The sequence below is a fragment of the Flavobacterium bizetiae genome, assembly GCF_902804475.1.
Classification (GTDB): Bacteria; Bacteroidota; Bacteroidia; order Flavobacteriales; family Flavobacteriaceae; genus Flavobacterium; species Flavobacterium bizetiae.
Genome location: NZ_CADCSU010000065.1, coordinates 16,348 through 34,591 on the forward strand (window position 1 = coordinate 16,348; position 18,244 = coordinate 34,591).

Annotated in this window: 9 protein-coding genes; 8 read left to right on the forward strand and 1 reads right to left on the reverse strand. The window is 36.8% G+C overall.

The window, feature by feature from the left end:
* The first annotated feature begins 4 nt into the window (after positions 1–4).
* Genes FLACOL7796_RS06880 through FLACOL7796_RS06900 form a run of 5 tightly spaced genes read left to right on the forward strand, consistent with a single transcriptional unit; the run spans position 5 to position 8,742 of the window.
* A complete protein-coding gene (locus FLACOL7796_RS06880; RefSeq protein ID WP_173970074.1) occupies positions 5–3,109 on the forward strand; it encodes a SusC/RagA family TonB-linked outer membrane protein in 3,105 nt (1,034 codons plus the stop codon).
* 21 nt (positions 3,110–3,130) lie between these two features.
* On the forward strand, positions 3,131–4,822 hold the full coding sequence (locus FLACOL7796_RS06885; protein ID WP_173970075.1) for a RagB/SusD family nutrient uptake outer membrane protein: 1,692 nt from the start codon (positions 3,131–3,133) through the stop codon (positions 4,820–4,822).
* A gap of 20 nt (positions 4,823–4,842) precedes the next feature.
* Positions 4,843–6,240 (forward strand): DUF4960 domain-containing protein, encoded by a 1,398-nt coding sequence (locus tag FLACOL7796_RS06890; protein ID WP_173970076.1) that lies wholly within the window; start codon positions 4,843–4,845, stop codon positions 6,238–6,240.
* Positions 6,241–6,262: 22 nt separating this feature from the next.
* Positions 6,263–7,816, forward strand: a complete 1,554-nt coding sequence (locus tag FLACOL7796_RS06895; protein ID WP_173970077.1) for a glycoside hydrolase family 32 protein — start codon at positions 6,263–6,265, stop codon at positions 7,814–7,816.
* 23 nt (positions 7,817–7,839) lie between these two features.
* Positions 7,840–8,742 carry a carbohydrate kinase family protein gene (locus FLACOL7796_RS06900; protein WP_173970078.1) on the forward strand — a complete coding sequence of 301 codons (903 nt, stop codon included), beginning with the start codon at positions 7,840–7,842 and terminating at the stop codon, positions 8,740–8,742.
* A gap of 85 nt (positions 8,743–8,827) precedes the next feature.
* On the opposite strand, the gene FLACOL7796_RS06905 is transcribed toward FLACOL7796_RS06900, so the two are convergent.
* A complete protein-coding gene (locus tag FLACOL7796_RS06905) occupies positions 8,828–9,226 on the reverse strand; it encodes a winged helix-turn-helix transcriptional regulator (protein ID WP_173970079.1) in 399 nt (132 codons plus the stop codon).
* 207 nt (positions 9,227–9,433) lie between these two features.
* Between FLACOL7796_RS06905 and FLACOL7796_RS06910 the strand changes: the two genes are divergently transcribed.
* The 3 genes from FLACOL7796_RS06910 to FLACOL7796_RS06920 all read left to right on the forward strand — a co-directional run bounded on the left by FLACOL7796_RS06910 (position 9,434) and on the right by FLACOL7796_RS06920 (position 17,988).
* Positions 9,434–10,612, forward strand: a complete 1,179-nt coding sequence (locus tag FLACOL7796_RS06910) for an MFS transporter (RefSeq protein WP_173970080.1) — start codon at positions 9,434–9,436, stop codon at positions 10,610–10,612.
* Between the two features lie 388 nt (positions 10,613–11,000).
* Positions 11,001–13,556: an adenosylcobalamin-dependent ribonucleoside-diphosphate reductase gene (locus FLACOL7796_RS06915; protein WP_173970081.1), complete on the forward strand. Its 2,556-nt coding sequence runs from the start codon at positions 11,001–11,003 to the stop codon at positions 13,554–13,556.
* 391 nt (positions 13,557–13,947) lie between these two features.
* Complete coding sequence (locus FLACOL7796_RS06920) at positions 13,948–17,988, forward strand: hybrid sensor histidine kinase/response regulator transcription factor (RefSeq protein WP_232067310.1); 4,041 nt, start codon at positions 13,948–13,950, stop codon at positions 17,986–17,988.
* The last annotated feature ends 256 nt before the right edge of the window (positions 17,989–18,244 follow it).

Below are 18,244 nucleotides of genomic sequence, written 5' to 3' on the forward strand. Positions count from 1 at the left end.
AACTATGAAAACCAAACTCATTTATTTTCTATTTTTCTTTTTTCCTATGCTGGTGATGACCGCACAGGAAACAGGAATTAAAGGAACGGTAATTTCGTCAGATGACGGAATGCCACTTCCCGGTGCAACTGTGTTGATCTCCGGAACCAATACCAGCACAGTAACAGATTTTGATGGAAATTTCTCTTTCCAGAATGTAGCTGGCGATGCAAAAATTGTCGTTTCTTTTATCGGCTTTGCATCGCAATCGATTGAAGTAAAAGGACAAAAAACATTCAATATTATTTTAAAAGTCGATAACAATCAGCTGAATGAAGTTGTTGTAACGGGATATTCTAAACAAAAGAAAACAGATATTACCGGTGCCGTTGCCGTTGTTAATATGAAGGAAGTCATGAAACAACCGGAACCGAACCCTATAAAAGCGCTGCAGGGAAGAGTAGCCGGAGTTAAAGTTTCGTCTGATGGTTCGCCAAGTGGAGGAAACACAAAAGTTGTGATTCGTGGTGTAGGAACTTTAAACAACACGGATCCTCTTTATGTTATTGACGGAATGCCAACAAAATCCGGAATGCACGAACTAAACTCGAACGATATTGAAACAATTCAGGTTTTAAAAGACGCTTCTGCCGCCAGTATTTATGGTTCGCGAGCTTCAAATGGTGTAATTATCATTACCACCAAAAAAGGAAAAGAAGGTAAGATGAGAATCAATTTCAGCACTTATACTTCTCTTTCAGATTATTCAAGAAAACTTGATGTATTGAATGCCAATCAATTTGGTCAGGCTTTATGGCAGGCCAATATCAACGACGGATTAAATCCAAACAATAATAATTTACGCTATCAGTTCGATTGGTCTGTAAATAATAACAAACCACAATTAAACAAAGTATTGGTTCCTGAATATTTAGATGCCAATCAAACCCTGAAAGCTTCGAATACAGATTGGTACGATGCCATTTCGCAAACCGGAATCGCAAACTCATACGATTTATCAGTTTCTAATGCTTCAGATAAAGGAAGTTATGTTTTTTCTTTGGGATATTATGGAAATGAAGGTGTGGTAAAAACGACTGATTTTCAGAGAATTTCTGCCAGAATGAACGGTTCGTATAAATATTTTGATGGCAAACTGGTTATTGGCGAAAACTTCTCAATGACCCGTACCAACGAAGTTACAGATCCCGGAGTTCTGGATCCTGCGTTACGTGCGCTGCCAATAATTCCGGTACATACTGTAGATGGAAAAGGCTGGGGAGGACCAGTGGGAGGAATGAACGACCGACAAAATCCCGTGCGACTTTTAGAATATAACAAAGACAATAAATACGATTATTTACGTCTTTTCGGGAATATGTATGCTGATTTAGAAGTGATCAAAAATCTGCATATCAAGAGTAGTTTTGGTATCGATTACGGATCTTATAAAAAGCGTACACTACAGAGAAGTTACAAGTCAGGTTATTTGCAAAACGATCAGACATCTGTAACAATTGATCAGTCGCTAAGCGACAAATGGACCTGGACAAACACGGCAATTTATAGCCTGAATTTCGGAAAAAGTAATCTGAATTTAATGGCAGGAACAGAAATGTATAAAGATGTTTATGATACCACAACTTTACGTAAAAATGATTTCCTGATTGAAACTCCGGATTATATGTATCCTGATGCTGGAACAGGAGAATCGTTTACCAGCGGAACATCAACAACATATTCATTGCTATCTTTCTTTGGAAAAGTAGATTATGAATTTGATAATCGTTATTTGCTTTCGGGTACAATTCGTCGTGACGGATCGTCTCGTTTTGGAAAAAACAATCAATACGGAACCTTTCCGGCAGTTTCGGCAGGATGGAGAATCAGTAATGAAGATTTCATTAAAAACAACGCACCGGTTGTATCTGATTTAAAATTAAGAGCAGGCTGGGGGCAAACCGGAAATCAGGAAATTAGCAACACCGCAGTGTATAGTCTTTATTTAGCAAGTTATGCTGGCGGAAGTCCAACATGGGCCACTTCGTTTGGTACTGCGTATGATATTGCAGGAAACGGAAACGGTTTACTTCCGTCAGGTTTTATTGCCACCCAGTCAGGAAATGATGATTTAAAATGGGAAACCACTACACAAACCAACATAGGTTTAGACTTTGGATTATTCAAACAAAAATTAAGCGGTTCTGTAGATTATTACATCAAAAAAACAGATGATATTTTAGTATTGCCACCTTATTTAGGAGTAATTGGTGAAGGAGGAAATCGCTGGGTAAACGGCGCTTCGATGCAAAACGAAGGATGGGAATTTACTTTAGGGTATCATGACGAAACCTCTTTTGGATTAAAATATGATATCTCAGCAAATGTATCGACCAACAAAAACAAGATCACAAAATTGCCGGATGAAGTACGCAATAACTACGGAGGAGACGGACTTAACGATAATATCCTAGGACGTCCGATTAATTCGATGTACGGTTATGTTACTGACGGATTGTTTAAAAATCAGGACGAAGTAGACAACTCGGCCACTCAGGAAGGGAAAGGCCTTGGAAGAATACGTTATAAAGATTTAAACGGAGACGGTGTTATTACAGATAAAGACCGTACCTGGATAGGAAATCCAAACCCGGGACTATTATACGGATTTAATTTAGGCTTAGGATATAAAAATTGGGATTTCACCACTTTCTGGGAAGGAGCAAGTGATGTCGATGTGATTAATAATACCAAATACCAAACTGATTTCTGGAGCGTAGATGACGTAGGTTCGAACAAAGGAACCCGTTTATTAAATGCGTGGTCATTAGACAATCCTAATTCTACAATTCCGGCATTGACAACGGTAGACAGAAATGCCGAATCAAGATTTTCGACTTATTATGTAGAAAACGGAAACTATCTAAAACTTCGCGTTTTGCAATTGGGCTATAGCTTACCAAAAGATTTATTGAAAAAAATGAATTTCGATAGCTTTAGATTCTACATCAGCGGACAAAATTTACTGATCATTGATGCTAAGAATTTTACGGGTGTAGATCCTGAAAACGCAGGATTTGGATATCCGCAGCCCACCACTTTTACCGCTGGTCTTAATTTTACTTTATAATTAAAGCTTAAATCAAAAAAAATGAAAAAATTACTATATATAACAGGGTTTTTAGTACTTGGAATATTGGGTTCCTGTTCTGATTTTCTGGAGAATGATCCTCGCGGAGTACTTTCAGAAGAAGATATTGTTACGCCACAATCGGTTGAAGGATTTATGAATGCTGCCTATGCGCAATTAGGCAATGACCATTACGATTCACCGTACAGTTTATGGCCTTTTGGAAATGTTCGCTCAGATGATGCTTACAAAGGCGGTAGCGGAACAAACGATATTCAGGATTTTCACTTTTTTGAAGTATCCAATAATATCAGACCTGATTTTGCCGAATTAGACAACTTCTGGTATATCAGTTATGTTGGAGTTTCAAGAGCAAACAAAGCTTTAAAAGCATTGGAAAAAATTTCAGAAGCAGATTATCCGCTGAAAAAAACACGCATGGCCGAAATGCGTTTCTTAAGAGGACATTTTTATTTTATGCTGAAAATTATGTTCAGAAGCGTTCCTTATATCACAGAAGACATTCCGGTAGAAAACTATAAAACCATTTCAAACAAAGTGCTTTCAAACGAGGAACTTTGGAACAAAATTGCCGAAGATTTTCAGGCTGCCGCCGATGCTTTACCGGAAACACAGCCGCAAGTAGGACGTGCGACTCAAAAAGCAGCTTACGCGTATTTAGCAAAAACACGTTTGTATCAGGCGTACACGCAAGACGAAACTTATAAAGTTACCGGAATCAATCAGCAGCACATGCAGGAAGTAATTGCCGCAACAGATAAAGTAATTGGCAAAGCAAGTTTAGAACCAGATTTTGCCAATAACTTTTTGCCGGGACCTTTTGAAAATGGTGCCGAATCTATTTTCTCTATTCAGTTTTCAGACAATGACGGAACTTTATACGGAAGATTGAATTTTTCAGATGTGCTTTCAACTCCACAAGGTTTAGGATGTTGCGATTTTCATAAACCAAGTCAGAACTTAGTAAATGCGTTTAAAACAGGAACAAATGGTTTGCCGGAATTTGATACCTATAACGATCAGGATTTTGATTATAAAAATAGAGATGCCAACACGGTCGATCCTAGATTATACCATACTGTTGCAATGCCCGGCTTGCCATACAAATACGATCCTGAATTTTTGTATGTAGAAGCCTGGGTAAGATCTCCGGGAACCTATGGTTATTTTGCCTCATTAAAAGAAAATGTAGCGCCAAGCTGTAGCTGTGTTGTTAATATTGATCCGTTTTATGGAAATTCAAAAAACAGAATACAAATTCGTTATGCCGATGTGATTTTAATGCGCGCCGAAGCCCTGATTGAATTAGGAAGACAATCAGAAGCTTTGCTATTAATCAATCAAATCAGAGAACGTGCAGCGCAAAGTACAGGAAGACTTCCGTATGCAAAAAACTTTAAAATCAATACGTATGTAGACGGAAGCAATTGCAACTGGACACAGGATTTTGCCCGTAAAGCATTGCGTTGGGAACGTCGTTTAGAATTGGCTATGGAAGGAAACCGTTTCTTTGATTTAGTACGTTGGGGTGTTACAGATGAAGTAATGAATGCATTTTACAGCAAAGAAAAAATGAAACGCACCTATTATCAGGATGCCTTTTTTGATGCTCATAAAGAAGAGTATTGCCCGATTCCGTTAAAGCAAATTAATTTCAGTCAGGGATTGTACAAACAAAATCCAGGTTATTAATCTATTCTAAGACCATCAATATGAGAAAACTTATCAATAAATACTGGGTCAAAATGGCGGCAGTATTAGCAATTGTTTTGGTGATTACAGCCTGCGAAAATAGTTTTGAAAATGGAGGTTTTGATATCAATTCCCCATCTAATGTTACTGCTTTTAAAATAAACGGAGTAGCGGGAACCATCGATCAGGTTACCGGAAAAATCAGTGTTACAATGCCTTACGGATCAGACATTACAGCTGTAAAACCTGAAATTGTTCTGGCAGAAGGCGCAACATCAAATCTGGATTTAAATACGCCTGTTAATTTTACAAATCCTGTAAAATTCAGAGTTGTAAATGGTAATTTATATAAAGATTATACCGTAACGGCCGTAGTTTTAAGTCCCATTAAAAGCTTTACTATTAATGGAGTTGGGGCAACTGTAAACGATGCGAGCAAAACCATTACAATGACGCTGCCTGAAAATACCAACCTGAAAGCACTTCAGCCTGTCATCGAATTAACAGAAGGCGTTTCGATTTCACCGGTTTCAGGAACTACAATAGATTTTACCAATGCGGTAACTTTTATAATCACTTCAAACGGTAAAAGTGTTACTTATACAGCCAATGTAGGTGTTCCCGTAGCCGGTTTGGTAGTTGCTTTTGTAGGAACAGCAGTAACAAGATCCGCCATTACTAATATGGATGAAGTTACGGCCTCAAACTGGTTATTTGACAATTTCCCGGGCGCCAAATACATTTCGTTCGAAAGCATTTTAAACGGAGCTGATCTAAGTGAAATTAATGTTATCTGGTGGCATTTTGATAGCGCCGCAAACTTACCTGCAGTAGCTTATAATCCGGCGGTAACCACAGCGTTGAAAAATTTCAGATCCAACGGAGGTAATTTACTTTTAACCTCTTTTGCATCGCAATATGTTGACGCTTTAGGAATTGTTCCGTCAGGAAAAGGACCTAATAATGTTTTCGGAGATTTTCCTCCAAACGGATTTGTTGATGCAAATTCATGGGGAATGTCGTTTAAAGGTCACGAAAGTCATCCAATATTTCAGGGATTATCCACTTTTGAAAGCGGAAAAGCCAATTTACTGCAAGGCGGAACTTTCAGGCTAAATCATACCGCATGGTGGTTTTTACCGGAATGGGGAGGTTATGGAAACGGAGAAGGATGGAGAAACCAAACCGGAGGAACCAACCTGGCGAGTGAAGCTTGGGATGATTCGCTAGACGGAAGAGTTACAATAGCAGAATTTCCAAACACAGCAACAAATAAAAATGTAATTGTGATTTCGATGGGAGCTTATGATTGGTACAATGAAGCCAATAGCTCAGGAGTACCAAGTCAGTCTAATGAGTTTATTACCAATATTAAACTTTTGACACAAAACAGTATTAATTATTTAGCTAAAAAATAAGCTATTTTCAATTCCAAAAAAAATGAAATACAGCAATATAATAACCACAGTTTGTATCTTCTTTTCGCTTGTCTCTTGCAGTCAGGACGATCATTATATAGGAGGTTCAATTTCAGGAGGTAATAGCGAGATAGCAAGTATTTTTCCTGTTCCACCTTCGCAATGGATGGGGGCTAATGATCCGTATTACAGCGCGGGTTATACAGGAGATATCATGCCTTTTTTCGACAACGGAAAATTTCATATTTACTTTCTGCACGACGCACAAAATAAACCTGCCGGAAAAGGATTTCATGATATTCATGAATATTTAAGTACAGATTTGGCTCATTTTACCTACGAAGGTCAAACGATACCATTTGGCACAACTGCTGATCCTGATTTTGCCATTGGCACAGGATCAGTTGTAAAAGTGGGTAATATTTATTACTTTTATTATACAGGGCATAACGAAACGCCCGCTTTTATACAGTCAAACGCCAGAGAAAGCGTTTTGTGCGCAACAAGTTCTGATTTAAAAAACTGGAAAAAAGTACCTTCATTTAAAATCACAGCACCAGCTGGATATTACAATTACGATTTTAGAGATCCGCATGTATTTTACAACGACGAACTTAAAAAATATTCGATGTTGGTAAGTACACAAACAGAACCGGGCCGAAAAGCAGTTTTGCTGCATTTTACAAGTGCTGATCCCGTTTCAGGAAAGTGGGATGTTCAGGCGCCAATTTACACCACAACACCGCAGGAAAATTACCTGATGATGGAATGTGCCGATATTTTTAAAATGGGAAGTTACTGGTATTTGGTTTTTTCTGAAAATTGGAGCGCTAACAAAGGAACACATTATAAAATGTCGACTTCTATCAACGGACCGTGGACAACGCCGGAAATTGACAGGATCGATGGGGAATATTTTTATGCCGGAAAAACAGCTTCTGACGGAAATAAAAGATATGTTTTTGGATGGAATGCCAGAAAAACACCTGAAAATGATTTAGGAAATAAAGACTGGGCAGGAAATATGGTAATTCATGAGCTGACACAAAAGGCTGATGGAACCTTAGGAACTCAGTCGCCGCAAAAGGTTAAGGATTTATTTTCTAAAAAAATAACACCTGAAATTGATGCAACTTCAGGAGATGTAACGACAACATCAGGAAACTATACCTTGTCAGGGGCAACAAATAAAGCTTTAGTAACGTTTAAAACTATAGGTAAAAAAGTAAAGATAAAAGCAGAGGTCACTTTATCGGGTACAAATGGTACTTCGGGATTTGTTTTTCATACCAACGAAAGCGGGGCTTATTACAAGATTGTTTTGGATATTGCAAAAGCTAAAATTTCAGGATATAATTCAGCGTCGCAGGAAGTGACCGCAATACCATTTAAGTTGCAAACCAATACAAAATACGAAGTTGAAATAATTGCAGAAGGAAGTGTAGTGGTAATGTACATCAACGGAAAAGTGGCTTTAACAAATAGAATCTACGGAAGAGACAAAAATAAATGGGGGTTAATTGCTGAAGGACAAAATAGTAGTATTTCGAATCTTCAGATTATACAACCGGAATAACATTAATATAAAATAGTTTTAGAATGAATAACGGAAAAAACCTTAAAGCTGTAGCCTACGGAGAAGTACTTTGGGATGTTTTTGATAACGAAAAAAAGATTGGCGGAGCGCCTCTTAATGTAGCTTTACGTATGAAAACATTAGGGTGCGATGTCGCCATGATTAGCTGCGTGGGAAATGATACCGACGGAGAAGCAATTATCAGTCAGGTTAAAAGTCTCGGACTTGAAACCGATGCGATTATGCAGTCTCAAAATTTCCCAACCGGATTGGTGAATGTAACATTAAACGAGCGTGGTTCTGCAACTTACGAAATCAATTACCCATCAGCCTGGGATAAAATTGTATTAAACGATTTTGCTAAAAAAATAGTTGCCGATGCTGATGTTTTAATTTACGGAAGTTTGGTTTGCAGAGACGAAGTATCAAGAAAATCCCTTGAAGAACTCTTACAGACAAAAGTATATAAGGTTTTTGATGTGAATTTAAGAAAGCCACATTACTCGTATGAAATTTTAGAACAATTAATGCATTCCGCTAATTTTATAAAATTTAATGATGAAGAATTACTGGAAATTGCCGAAGCTATGCATTCACCTTTTACCGGTTTAGAAGAGAACATGCACTTTATGGCAGAAAAAACAAATGTTACCGCAATGTGTGTCACCAAAGGCAAACACGGTGCATTATTAATGTGGGAAGGAAAACTGTATGAAAACGGAGGTTATCCTGTCGAAGTAGCCGATACAGTAGGAGCAGGTGACTCCTTTCTGGCCGCATTAACCACTTCTTTACTTACCGGAAAAGAACCGCAGACAGCCATAGATTTTGCCTGTGCAATTGGAGCTTTGGTAGCAGAAGCACCTGGCGCTAATCCTGAAATTTCGAATTCTAAAATTGAAAATTTAATGACTAAAGTTTCATAATTTTTTAGTCTTTTAATTGTTTTTTGAAGAACATTAAAAATAAAAACCACTCCTTATTTGGAGTGGTTTTTTGCTTAAAAATGATTTATATTATTTCGGTTAGTTTTTCTGTTTCTACGACACTTTTTTGCGACATAGTTTCTTTATGTTTTCCTCCCCATTTACTAAGTTGTTCCCAAATAGGTATTAATTTTTGACTGATCTCAGTAAGCTCATATTCTACTCTGGGCGGTACTTCGGCATAAACAGTTCTTTTTACCATTCCATCACGTTCCAGTTCGCGTAATTGCAAGGTCAGCATACGCTCTGTAATGTTGCAAATTTGGTCTCTTAATTCTCCAAATCTAAGTTTTCCATTTTCAAGCTTGCAAAGTATTAATAGTTTCCAGCGACCACCAATAAGGCAAACAGCATAAGTAAGATCGCAGGTTGCAAAATAATTTCTATTTTCTGAATTGGTAGATGTTTCTTTTCTTTTTGCCATTACTTACTTTTTTGTTAGTACCACACAATTGGATGTGTATAGTGCAAAAATAGGGCACTCATAGTAATTTTACAATTCTAATTCAAAATTTTTAAAATATGTTTAAATACTCGTCGTTACTTATTAGGGCAATAGCACTCACCGAAATACCCAGTCAGGGACAAACCATCAAAAATGCCATTTATTCATCACTAAATTTAGATAGTAATGAAGTTAAATAAACAAATTGCATACGTGGGATGTCTTGGAATGATTGGGATCATCACAACAGAATTTGGGATTATTGGTATTTTACCCCAAATTGCTTTATATTATAAAATAACGATAGACAAAGCAGCTTATCTTTTAAGTGCATTTGCATTGGTTATTGCATGTACAGGTCCATTTATTACTTTGTTGCTTTCTTCAGGTTTTGATCGAAAAAAAATAATGCTCACCACTATTTTTATCTTTTTGTTTTCGACTGTTGTTTCGGCATTTTCTCCGCCTTTTTGGCTTTTAATGATTGTTCGAATGTTGCCGGCATTTTTACAGCCCGTTTACATAGCAACCGCAATTTCGGCAGCGGTAGCTTCAGGAAAAAAGAGTGAGGAAAATCAATTAATGGGGATTGTTCTTGGCGGAATTGCATTGGCAATGGTTACAACCGTACCTTTTGCAACCTATTTATCCAGTCTTTTTAGCTGGCAGTCTTCATTTTATGTTCAGACAATAGTAAGTGCTGTGGCCTTAATTGCTATTTTTAAAATAATGCCATCCAGAGATGTACCCGAAAAAAAATCATACGGAAGTCAGATTAAGATTTTAAAAGATAGTTCCTTTATTTTAAGTACAGCAATGAACTTTTTTATGATTGCATCCTGGTTTTCTACCTACAGTTATTTTGCTGATTATTTAGGACGAACTAGAAAGTTAGACATGGCAACGGTTAGTTATATGCTACTTTTATTTGGTGTTGTTGGAGTTTTTTCTAATTGGCTTTCCGGGAAAATGCTAACGAAAAGTATCACCAAAACAGTAGCTTTTTTCCTCTCAGGAACCGTGATTATTCCTTTAATATTGATGTATTCAGGAGATAATATCTGGATTACTATAATTGTAATCATAATTTGGGGATTTTTTTATGCACCTTGTTTTTTAAACGCTTCAGCGTATATGATTTCAGCAGCACCAAAATCGTTAGAATTTGCGAATAGTCTGGCTACTTCTTTTGGTAATTTGGGCGTATTTCTAGGTACAGCTGCCGGAGGTTGGATAATTTCTCACAGTACAATTAACAATATTCCTTGGGCTGGAATGTTTTTTGGATTTTTAGCATTAATAATGGTTGCATGGAGAAGTATTTTAGAAAAGAGTAAAAGGAAATTGATGATAATTGATCTTTAAAACACTAAATAAAAAAGTCTTCAGGTAAATTTCCTGAAGTTTTTTTTTAGTATTAATAGCAGCATAAAACGATTATAAAAATCAGAAGTTTTAAAAACCCTTAATTAAAAATCAATCATTGAAAATAAGTAAGAAAAATTATCGTTTTGTATTTTTATTTAACGCATTTTCGTGATTATTATCATTCAATGATTATTGTCATGTTTTCTCTTTTTTATGGTCTAAAAATGTATTTATTTGTTAACTTTTCGATGTTTATAAATTTTTAATGTATTTATAATCAAATAAATAATAGTTGTTTTTTGGGAACTTTTTTGCTTTGATTTTTTTTAGAGTTTATTTGGTTCTAATTTTACCACTCACAAAAAATGTCAAAAATATCATAATCATGGATGAAATCACAGCTACAAAAAACAACACTACTATTTATAGTCAGGATGAAGCAATTCAGGCTTCTTTAGAATATTTTAAAGGAGATAGTCTGGCCGCAACAGTTTGGGTAAGCAAGTATGCTCTTAAAGATTCTCAAGGTAATATTTTTGAAAAATCCCCCAACGATATGCACCATCGTATCGCGTCAGAAATAGCGCGAATCGAAAGCCGATATGCAAATCCTATGAGCGAAAGAGAAGTTTTTGACCTGATCAAAGACTTTAAATATCTCGTGCCTCAGGGAAGTCCAATGACGGGAATCGGAAATCCGTTTCAGGTTGCATCATTATCCAATTGTTTTGTGATTGGTAATGATAATTCAGATTCCTATGGCGGAATCATGAAAACTGATCAGGAACAAGTACAGCTTATGAAACGAAGAGGCGGAGTAGGGCACGATTTGTCTCACGTACGTCCAAAAGGTTCTCCGGTTAAAAACTCAGCGTTGACCTCTACAGGATTAGTTCCTTTTATGGAGCGTTATTCAAATTCAACCCGCGAAGTTGCTCAGGATGGCCGTCGTGGCGCTTTGATGCTTTCTGTTTCTGTAAATCACCCTGATGCCGCTGATTTTATTGATGCTAAAATGGAGCAGGGAAAAGTTACCGGAGCCAATGTTTCTGTACGAATAGACGATTTGTTTATGAATGCCGTAAAAGCCGATGCTTTATACGAACAGAAATATCCCATTTTTAGCGATAAACCTTTATATTCTAAAGTGATAAAAGCAAAAGAACTTTGGGATAAAATCATTCACAATGCATGGAAATCAGCAGAACCGGGAATTTTATTCTGGGATACCATTATCAACGAATCTTTGCCGGATTGTTATGCTGATTTGGGCTACAAAACCTTATCGACAAACCCTTGTGGCGAAATCCCGCTTTGTGCCTATGATTCCTGCCGTTTGTTAGCCATAAACCTGTTATCTTATGTAAATAATCCGTTTACAGAAAATGCTACTTTTGATTTTGAACTATTCAAAAAACATGTTGCTGCCGCTCAAAGAATGATGGATGATATCATTGATCTTGAATTAGAGAAAATTGATGCGATTTTAGAAAAAATCAGTCAGGATCCGGAAAGCGATGAAGTAAAATTGGTCGAAAAAAATCTTTGGTTAAATATCAAGCATAAAGCCAATGAAGGACGTCGTACCGGAATTGGAATCACTGCTGAAGGCGATATGCTGGCCGCACTAGGATTGCGTTACGGAAGCGAAGAAGGCGTTTTATTTGCCGAAAAAATACACCAAACGCTTGCCATAGAAGCCTACCGCGGATCAGTAAATCTGGCCAAAGAACGCGGAATGTTTGCTATTTATGATGCTAAAAGAGAAAAAAATAACCCATTTTTACTTCGATTAAAAAAAGCCGACAATGAATTGTATCAGGAAATGCAAAAATACGGACGTCGTAATATTGCATTATTAACCATCGCACCAACCGGAACGACCAGTTTAATGACCCAAACAACATCAGGTATTGAGCCTGTTTTTCTTCCGGTTTATAAACGCCGCAGAAAAGTAAATCCAAATGATAAAGACGCAAGAGTTGATTTTGTTGATGAGTTAGGTGATAGTTGGGAAGAATACGTTGTGTTTCATCACCGATTTAAAGAATGGATGCTGACTAACGGATATGATACTTCTAAAAACTACAGTCAGCAAGAAATTGATCTGTTGGTAGAGAAATCGCCTTATTACAAAGCGACCAGTAATGATATCGATTGGTTAAATAAAGTAAAAATGCAGGGGAAAATCCAGAAATGGGTCGATCACTCTATTTCTGTAACCATTAATGTACCCAATGATACACCTGAAGAAATGGTGAATAAATTGTACATGGAAGCCTGGGAAGCCGGCTGTAAAGGTGTTACCGTATATCGTGATGGTTCGCGTTCAGGTGTTTTAATTTCGAATACAGAAAAAAAGGAAGAAGTTGCAGAAACTCCGTCAAGTACTTTTACCACCAAACGTCCACAGGTTTTAGAAGCTGATGTCGTTCGTTTTCAGAACAGTAAAGACAAATGGATAGCTTTTATCGGATTATTAGATGGCAAACCGTATGAAATTTTTACCGGTTTAGTAGATGATGAAGATGGAATTTTGATTCCGCGTTGGGTATCTGAAGGCTTGATTATCAAGAATAAAAACGAAGATGGAAATACCCGTTATGACTTTCAATACAAAAATACAAGAGGGTATAAAACCACTATTGAAGGACTTTCGCATAAATTCAATCCGGAATACTGGAATTACGCCAAACTAATTTCAAGTACTCTGAGACACGGAATGCCAATTGATAAAGTGGTAGATTTAATTAGCAGTTTACAACTAGATAGCGAATCTATAAATACCTGGAAAAATGGTGTAACGCGTGCCCTGAAACGCTACATTGTAGACGGAACCGAAGTACGCGGACAAAAATGCAGCAATTGCAACTCAGAGAACCTTATTTATCAGGAAGGCTGCCTTACTTGTAGTGATTGCGGTTCATCTAAATGCGGCTAGAATTTAGCACAAAGTATATTTTGCCATGAAGGCGCTAAGACACTAAGTTTTTGTTTCACGCAGATTTAAAAGATTTAAGCAGATTTAAAAAATCTTTTTAATCCTTTAATCTGTGGCTATAAATTAAAAAAAGCAAAAGAAAAGTTTAGTGCCTTTGTGTCTTAGTGGCATTAACTTTTTAAGCGCTAACCAATTAAAAATCTTTATGTCTTACTGCATTCATGGCATTAACTTTTTTCACGTAGGGATTAGTTTATTAAAAATCAATAATAGGGTAAAATCCTATAAACATTGGGCTGAAAGTGATTTTTGTAACATTGTTTTTATGAAATATCTATAAAATTAGCTTATAATTGTACTATTTACACAAAATCTAAAAACATTTTTTATTTTGAAGTATTTAGCGCTACTTTTCATCCTATTATTTGGTTTTTCTCCGCTGATGTATTCGCAGGACAATCCTGTAAAATTTCTTGATATCTCTGATGGATTGTCTAATAATTCGATTACCACCATTTTTCAGGATAGCGATGGATATATGTGGTTTGGTACCTACGACGGACTCAATCGTTACGATGGGTATAATTTTAAAGTATTCCGAAACCGAATCAACGATAAAAAATCATTGTTGTTCAATACCATTTACAATATTGAGGGAGATTCCAAAAAAAATATTTGGGTAGGAGGTTCCAACGGAATTTGTATTTACAATAAAACCACTGCAACATTTCATGCTGTACAATATGCCGTTTCGGGTAAAAAGCCTGAAACCCTGAAAGATATTATTCACCAGATGCGATCCGTTTCTGATGATTTGGTTTTAGTGGCTTCTCAAAATTTAGGTTTAATTGCGTTCGAAAAAGGTTCTTTTACAGGGAAACATATTGCGTTAAACGTTCCCGGAAACAGAATCACCGTTAATAATTATGACGCGATTGCCATTCAGGACGATAAAAAAAACAATCATTCGTGGGTGTATATCAGGAATGTAGGTGTGTGCAGTTATAGTTATGCTTCTAAAAATCTAAAAGTTGTTTTTCCTCTGTCGATAGAAGTCAAAGCAATGAAACTGGCCGCCGATGGGAATTTATTACTAGGAACAGATGAAGGTTTGTTTCTCTTCAATACCAAGTCAGGTTCGTTGTCTGAAAATTATTTTACGACCAAAAGCAGTGTTACAGACCTTCTTTTAGATAAAAAAAATGAGATATGGATCACCACAGACGGTTCCGGAATTTATAAAGTCGTTGGTAACAGCAAAAAAGCCATTCCGGCAAATGCGATAAAAGAAAATCAGGTTGCTAAAAGTAATTCGGTTTGGAGTTTATACGAAGATAAATCCGGCAACAAATGGTTTGGTTCCCTTCGTGGCGGAATCAGTATGCTCAGCAATACGCCCAAATACTTTAAAAGCATCAAATACAATTCAAAAGATCTTGTAGAGAATTTTATCCTGTCTTTTTGTGAAGACGAAAAAAACAATGTCTGGGTGGGTACAGACGGCGCCGGACTAAAATATTGGAACCGCAAAAATAATTCCTATACCAATTACAGCAACAAACTTTCAAGCAAATTTATCACTGGAATTCTGCGCGATAATAACAACGAAATCTGGCTTTCGACCTGGGCCGGAGGCGTAAATAAAATTAATCCCAAAAACAATACCGTTACACCATATACCTGTTATAACCCGTACACGAAACAAATAGAGAAAAACATTTGGTTTGTCTACAAAGATTCAAAAGCCAATATCTGGGCAAGCGGTACCAATGAAGGCGCTTTGTATTTTCTTGACAGAGCAAAAAACAGCTTCACACTTTTTGATCCTTCGGTTACAAATTTGCAATGCATGACCGAAACCAGCGACGGAAAGCTTTGGGCAGGAAATTATACCTCATTATTTTCTATTGAAAAAAATACCCGAAAAATCAATAAAATTACGATCGGAAATCCCGTAAGATGCATCCACGAAGACAAGGATAAAAACCTTTGGTTAGGAACTCAGGAAGGCGGATTATTGTTATTTGATCGAAAAACAAACACTTTCAAACGATTAACCACAGACGATGGTTTGCCTTCAAATACCGTTTTACGATTGCTCGAAGATAACGAAGGAAACCTCTGGATGAGTACCTATAATGGTATTTGCAGATACGATAAAAAACGAAAAACATTCCGTAATTTCTCTGTAAATGATGGTTTACAAAGCAATCAGTTTAGTTTTAATGCCGGACTAAAATTATCTACGGGAGAATTTTTGTTTGGAGGAATAAACGGTTTCAATGCCTTTTTCCCCGAAGCCATAAAAGGATTCAATCAAAAGAATAACTTATTGTTATCTGATTTTTACGTTAACAATTTGCCTATCGAAGAAAGTCAAAACGAATTAGAATGGGATGGCGGAAAAATAAAACAAGTAAGCCTGCCTTACGATCAAACCACTTTATCACTCGAGTTTGTTGCTTTAGATTATAATAATGCCGACAAAATAAATTATGCGTATTATTTAGAAGGCTGGGATGAGCAATGGAATTATGTGGGTCAGGCCCGAAAAGCCAATTATGCCCGTTTGACTGAAGGGAAATACATTTTTAAAGTAAAAACCACCAATTTTAAAGGAGGCTGGAACAAAGAAGTAAGCCTGATTACCATTGAAGTTTTGCCACCGTGGTACAGAACCTGGTGGGCGTATTTATTGTATGTACTGGCAGGTATCGGCGCTATTTTTGCCTATTTACAATACAGTAAAAACAAAGAAAAACTCAAATATAAAGTCAAAATTGCTGAGTTAGAAAGCAAGAAAGAAAAAGAAGTTGCCGAGAAGCAATCGTCAATGTTTACCTATATCTCGCATGAATTTAGAACACCGCTTTCGCTGATTATAAATCCGTTGAAAAAAGCAGTTCAGAAAGAAAGCGTACAAAACGGATCTTCGGGAAGTGATTTGGCCATTGCGCATCGCAACGCCAGAAGGCTTTTAAGTCTGGTCGATCAGTTATTGCTTTTCAGGAAAGCCGAAAATGATGCCGATTCACTCAGATTATCGCCTATCAATGTCAATAATCTTTGCAACGAAGTCTACCAATGTTTTGTCAACCAGGCAAAAGACAAAAGCATTCGGTATAACTTTCTAATTCCGGATCATGAAATTGTCATTATTGGCGATTACGAGAAAATCGAAATTTCGTTGTTCAATCTCATGTCAAATGCGTTCAAATACACACCAATTGGCGGAGAAATCAATCTTAAACTAACAGAAAACGATGAAGAAGTTCAGTTAGAAATTTCAGATAGCGGAGACGGAATCGATACAAAAGATATTGATGTCATATTCGAGAAATTCAAACAGGTAAAATCTAAAGTATCCATAGGAACCGGTTTCGGAATCGGACTTTATATTGTAAAATATTTTGTAGACAAACACAAAGGAACCGTAAGCTGTACCAGTGAAATAGGCAAAGGAAGTACCTTTAAGCTAACTTTTCTAAAAGGAGACAGTCATTTTGATAATGTCGAAATTACAAACGAAATCCCGCAAAGAAGCCAGTTGTTTGATGAACTTATTATAGACGACAGCGAAGAAAATCAGGCTTTGAATGCTTCGGTTTCAGAAAGCGATTTCCAAAAAATTATGCTGACTGATAAACGCACCGTTCTGATTATTGATGATAATGCCGAAATAAGAGCCTATCTGATCAAATTATTCTCAGAATCTTATATCGTATACAGCGCAGAGAATGGCGAAGAAGGTTTAAAACTAACCAAAAAACACATGCCGGATTTGGTCATCAGCGACATTACCATGGAGGAAATGGATGGTCTGGAACTGTGCCGAAAAATTAAAGAAAATAACGCCTTATCTCATATTCCGGTCATTCTATTAACGGCTTCAAAAAATCCTGAAACACATCTTCAGGGTATCAATGACGGAGCAGATGATTATATTACCAAACCATTTGATGATGATATATTGGTCGCGCGTGTAGATTCGTTATTGCGTAACCGTAACAATTTGCGAACCTATTTCCTCGACAGCATTACCCTTAAAGAGAACACTCAAAAAGTGCCGCAGGAATACCAGGAAATCCTTAAAAAATGCATCGATATTGTAGAAGCCAACATTCATAAAAGAGATTTTACAATAAAAAACTTTGCCCTGGAAATGGGAATGAGTCATCGAACATTGTACACCAAAATTAAAATTATTTCCGGGCAGACATTAAATGCATTTATACGTTCGGTAAGAATCAGGCGGGCGGCAATGCTTATGCTTACAGAAGATATCAATATTACGCAGGCAAGTGCCGAAGTAGGTTTTGAAGATCCTAAGTATTTCAGACAGCAATTTGTAAAACTCTTCGGGATGACACCTTCAGAATACATCAAAAAATACAAGAGCTCATTTAACTCAGATCTTAATGTTATTAAATAGATTTTAGACTTGGTAATTATTCAGATGTCTCAAGTTCAGTTTGTCATTTCGACCGAAGGGAGACTTGAGCGATAGCTAACAGGCGAAGCAAATCACAATAGTAACTCGATAAAGATTGACGATTTTCTTCGCGGAGTTTCTAGTTTGATCCTTCGTTCAGGATGACAAACTACACCATAACATTGTTATGAAAATGATTGTCCTAGCCCCGATAGAAGAGGAAATACTTTTGTGCCGGTGTTCGGCACAAAAGATT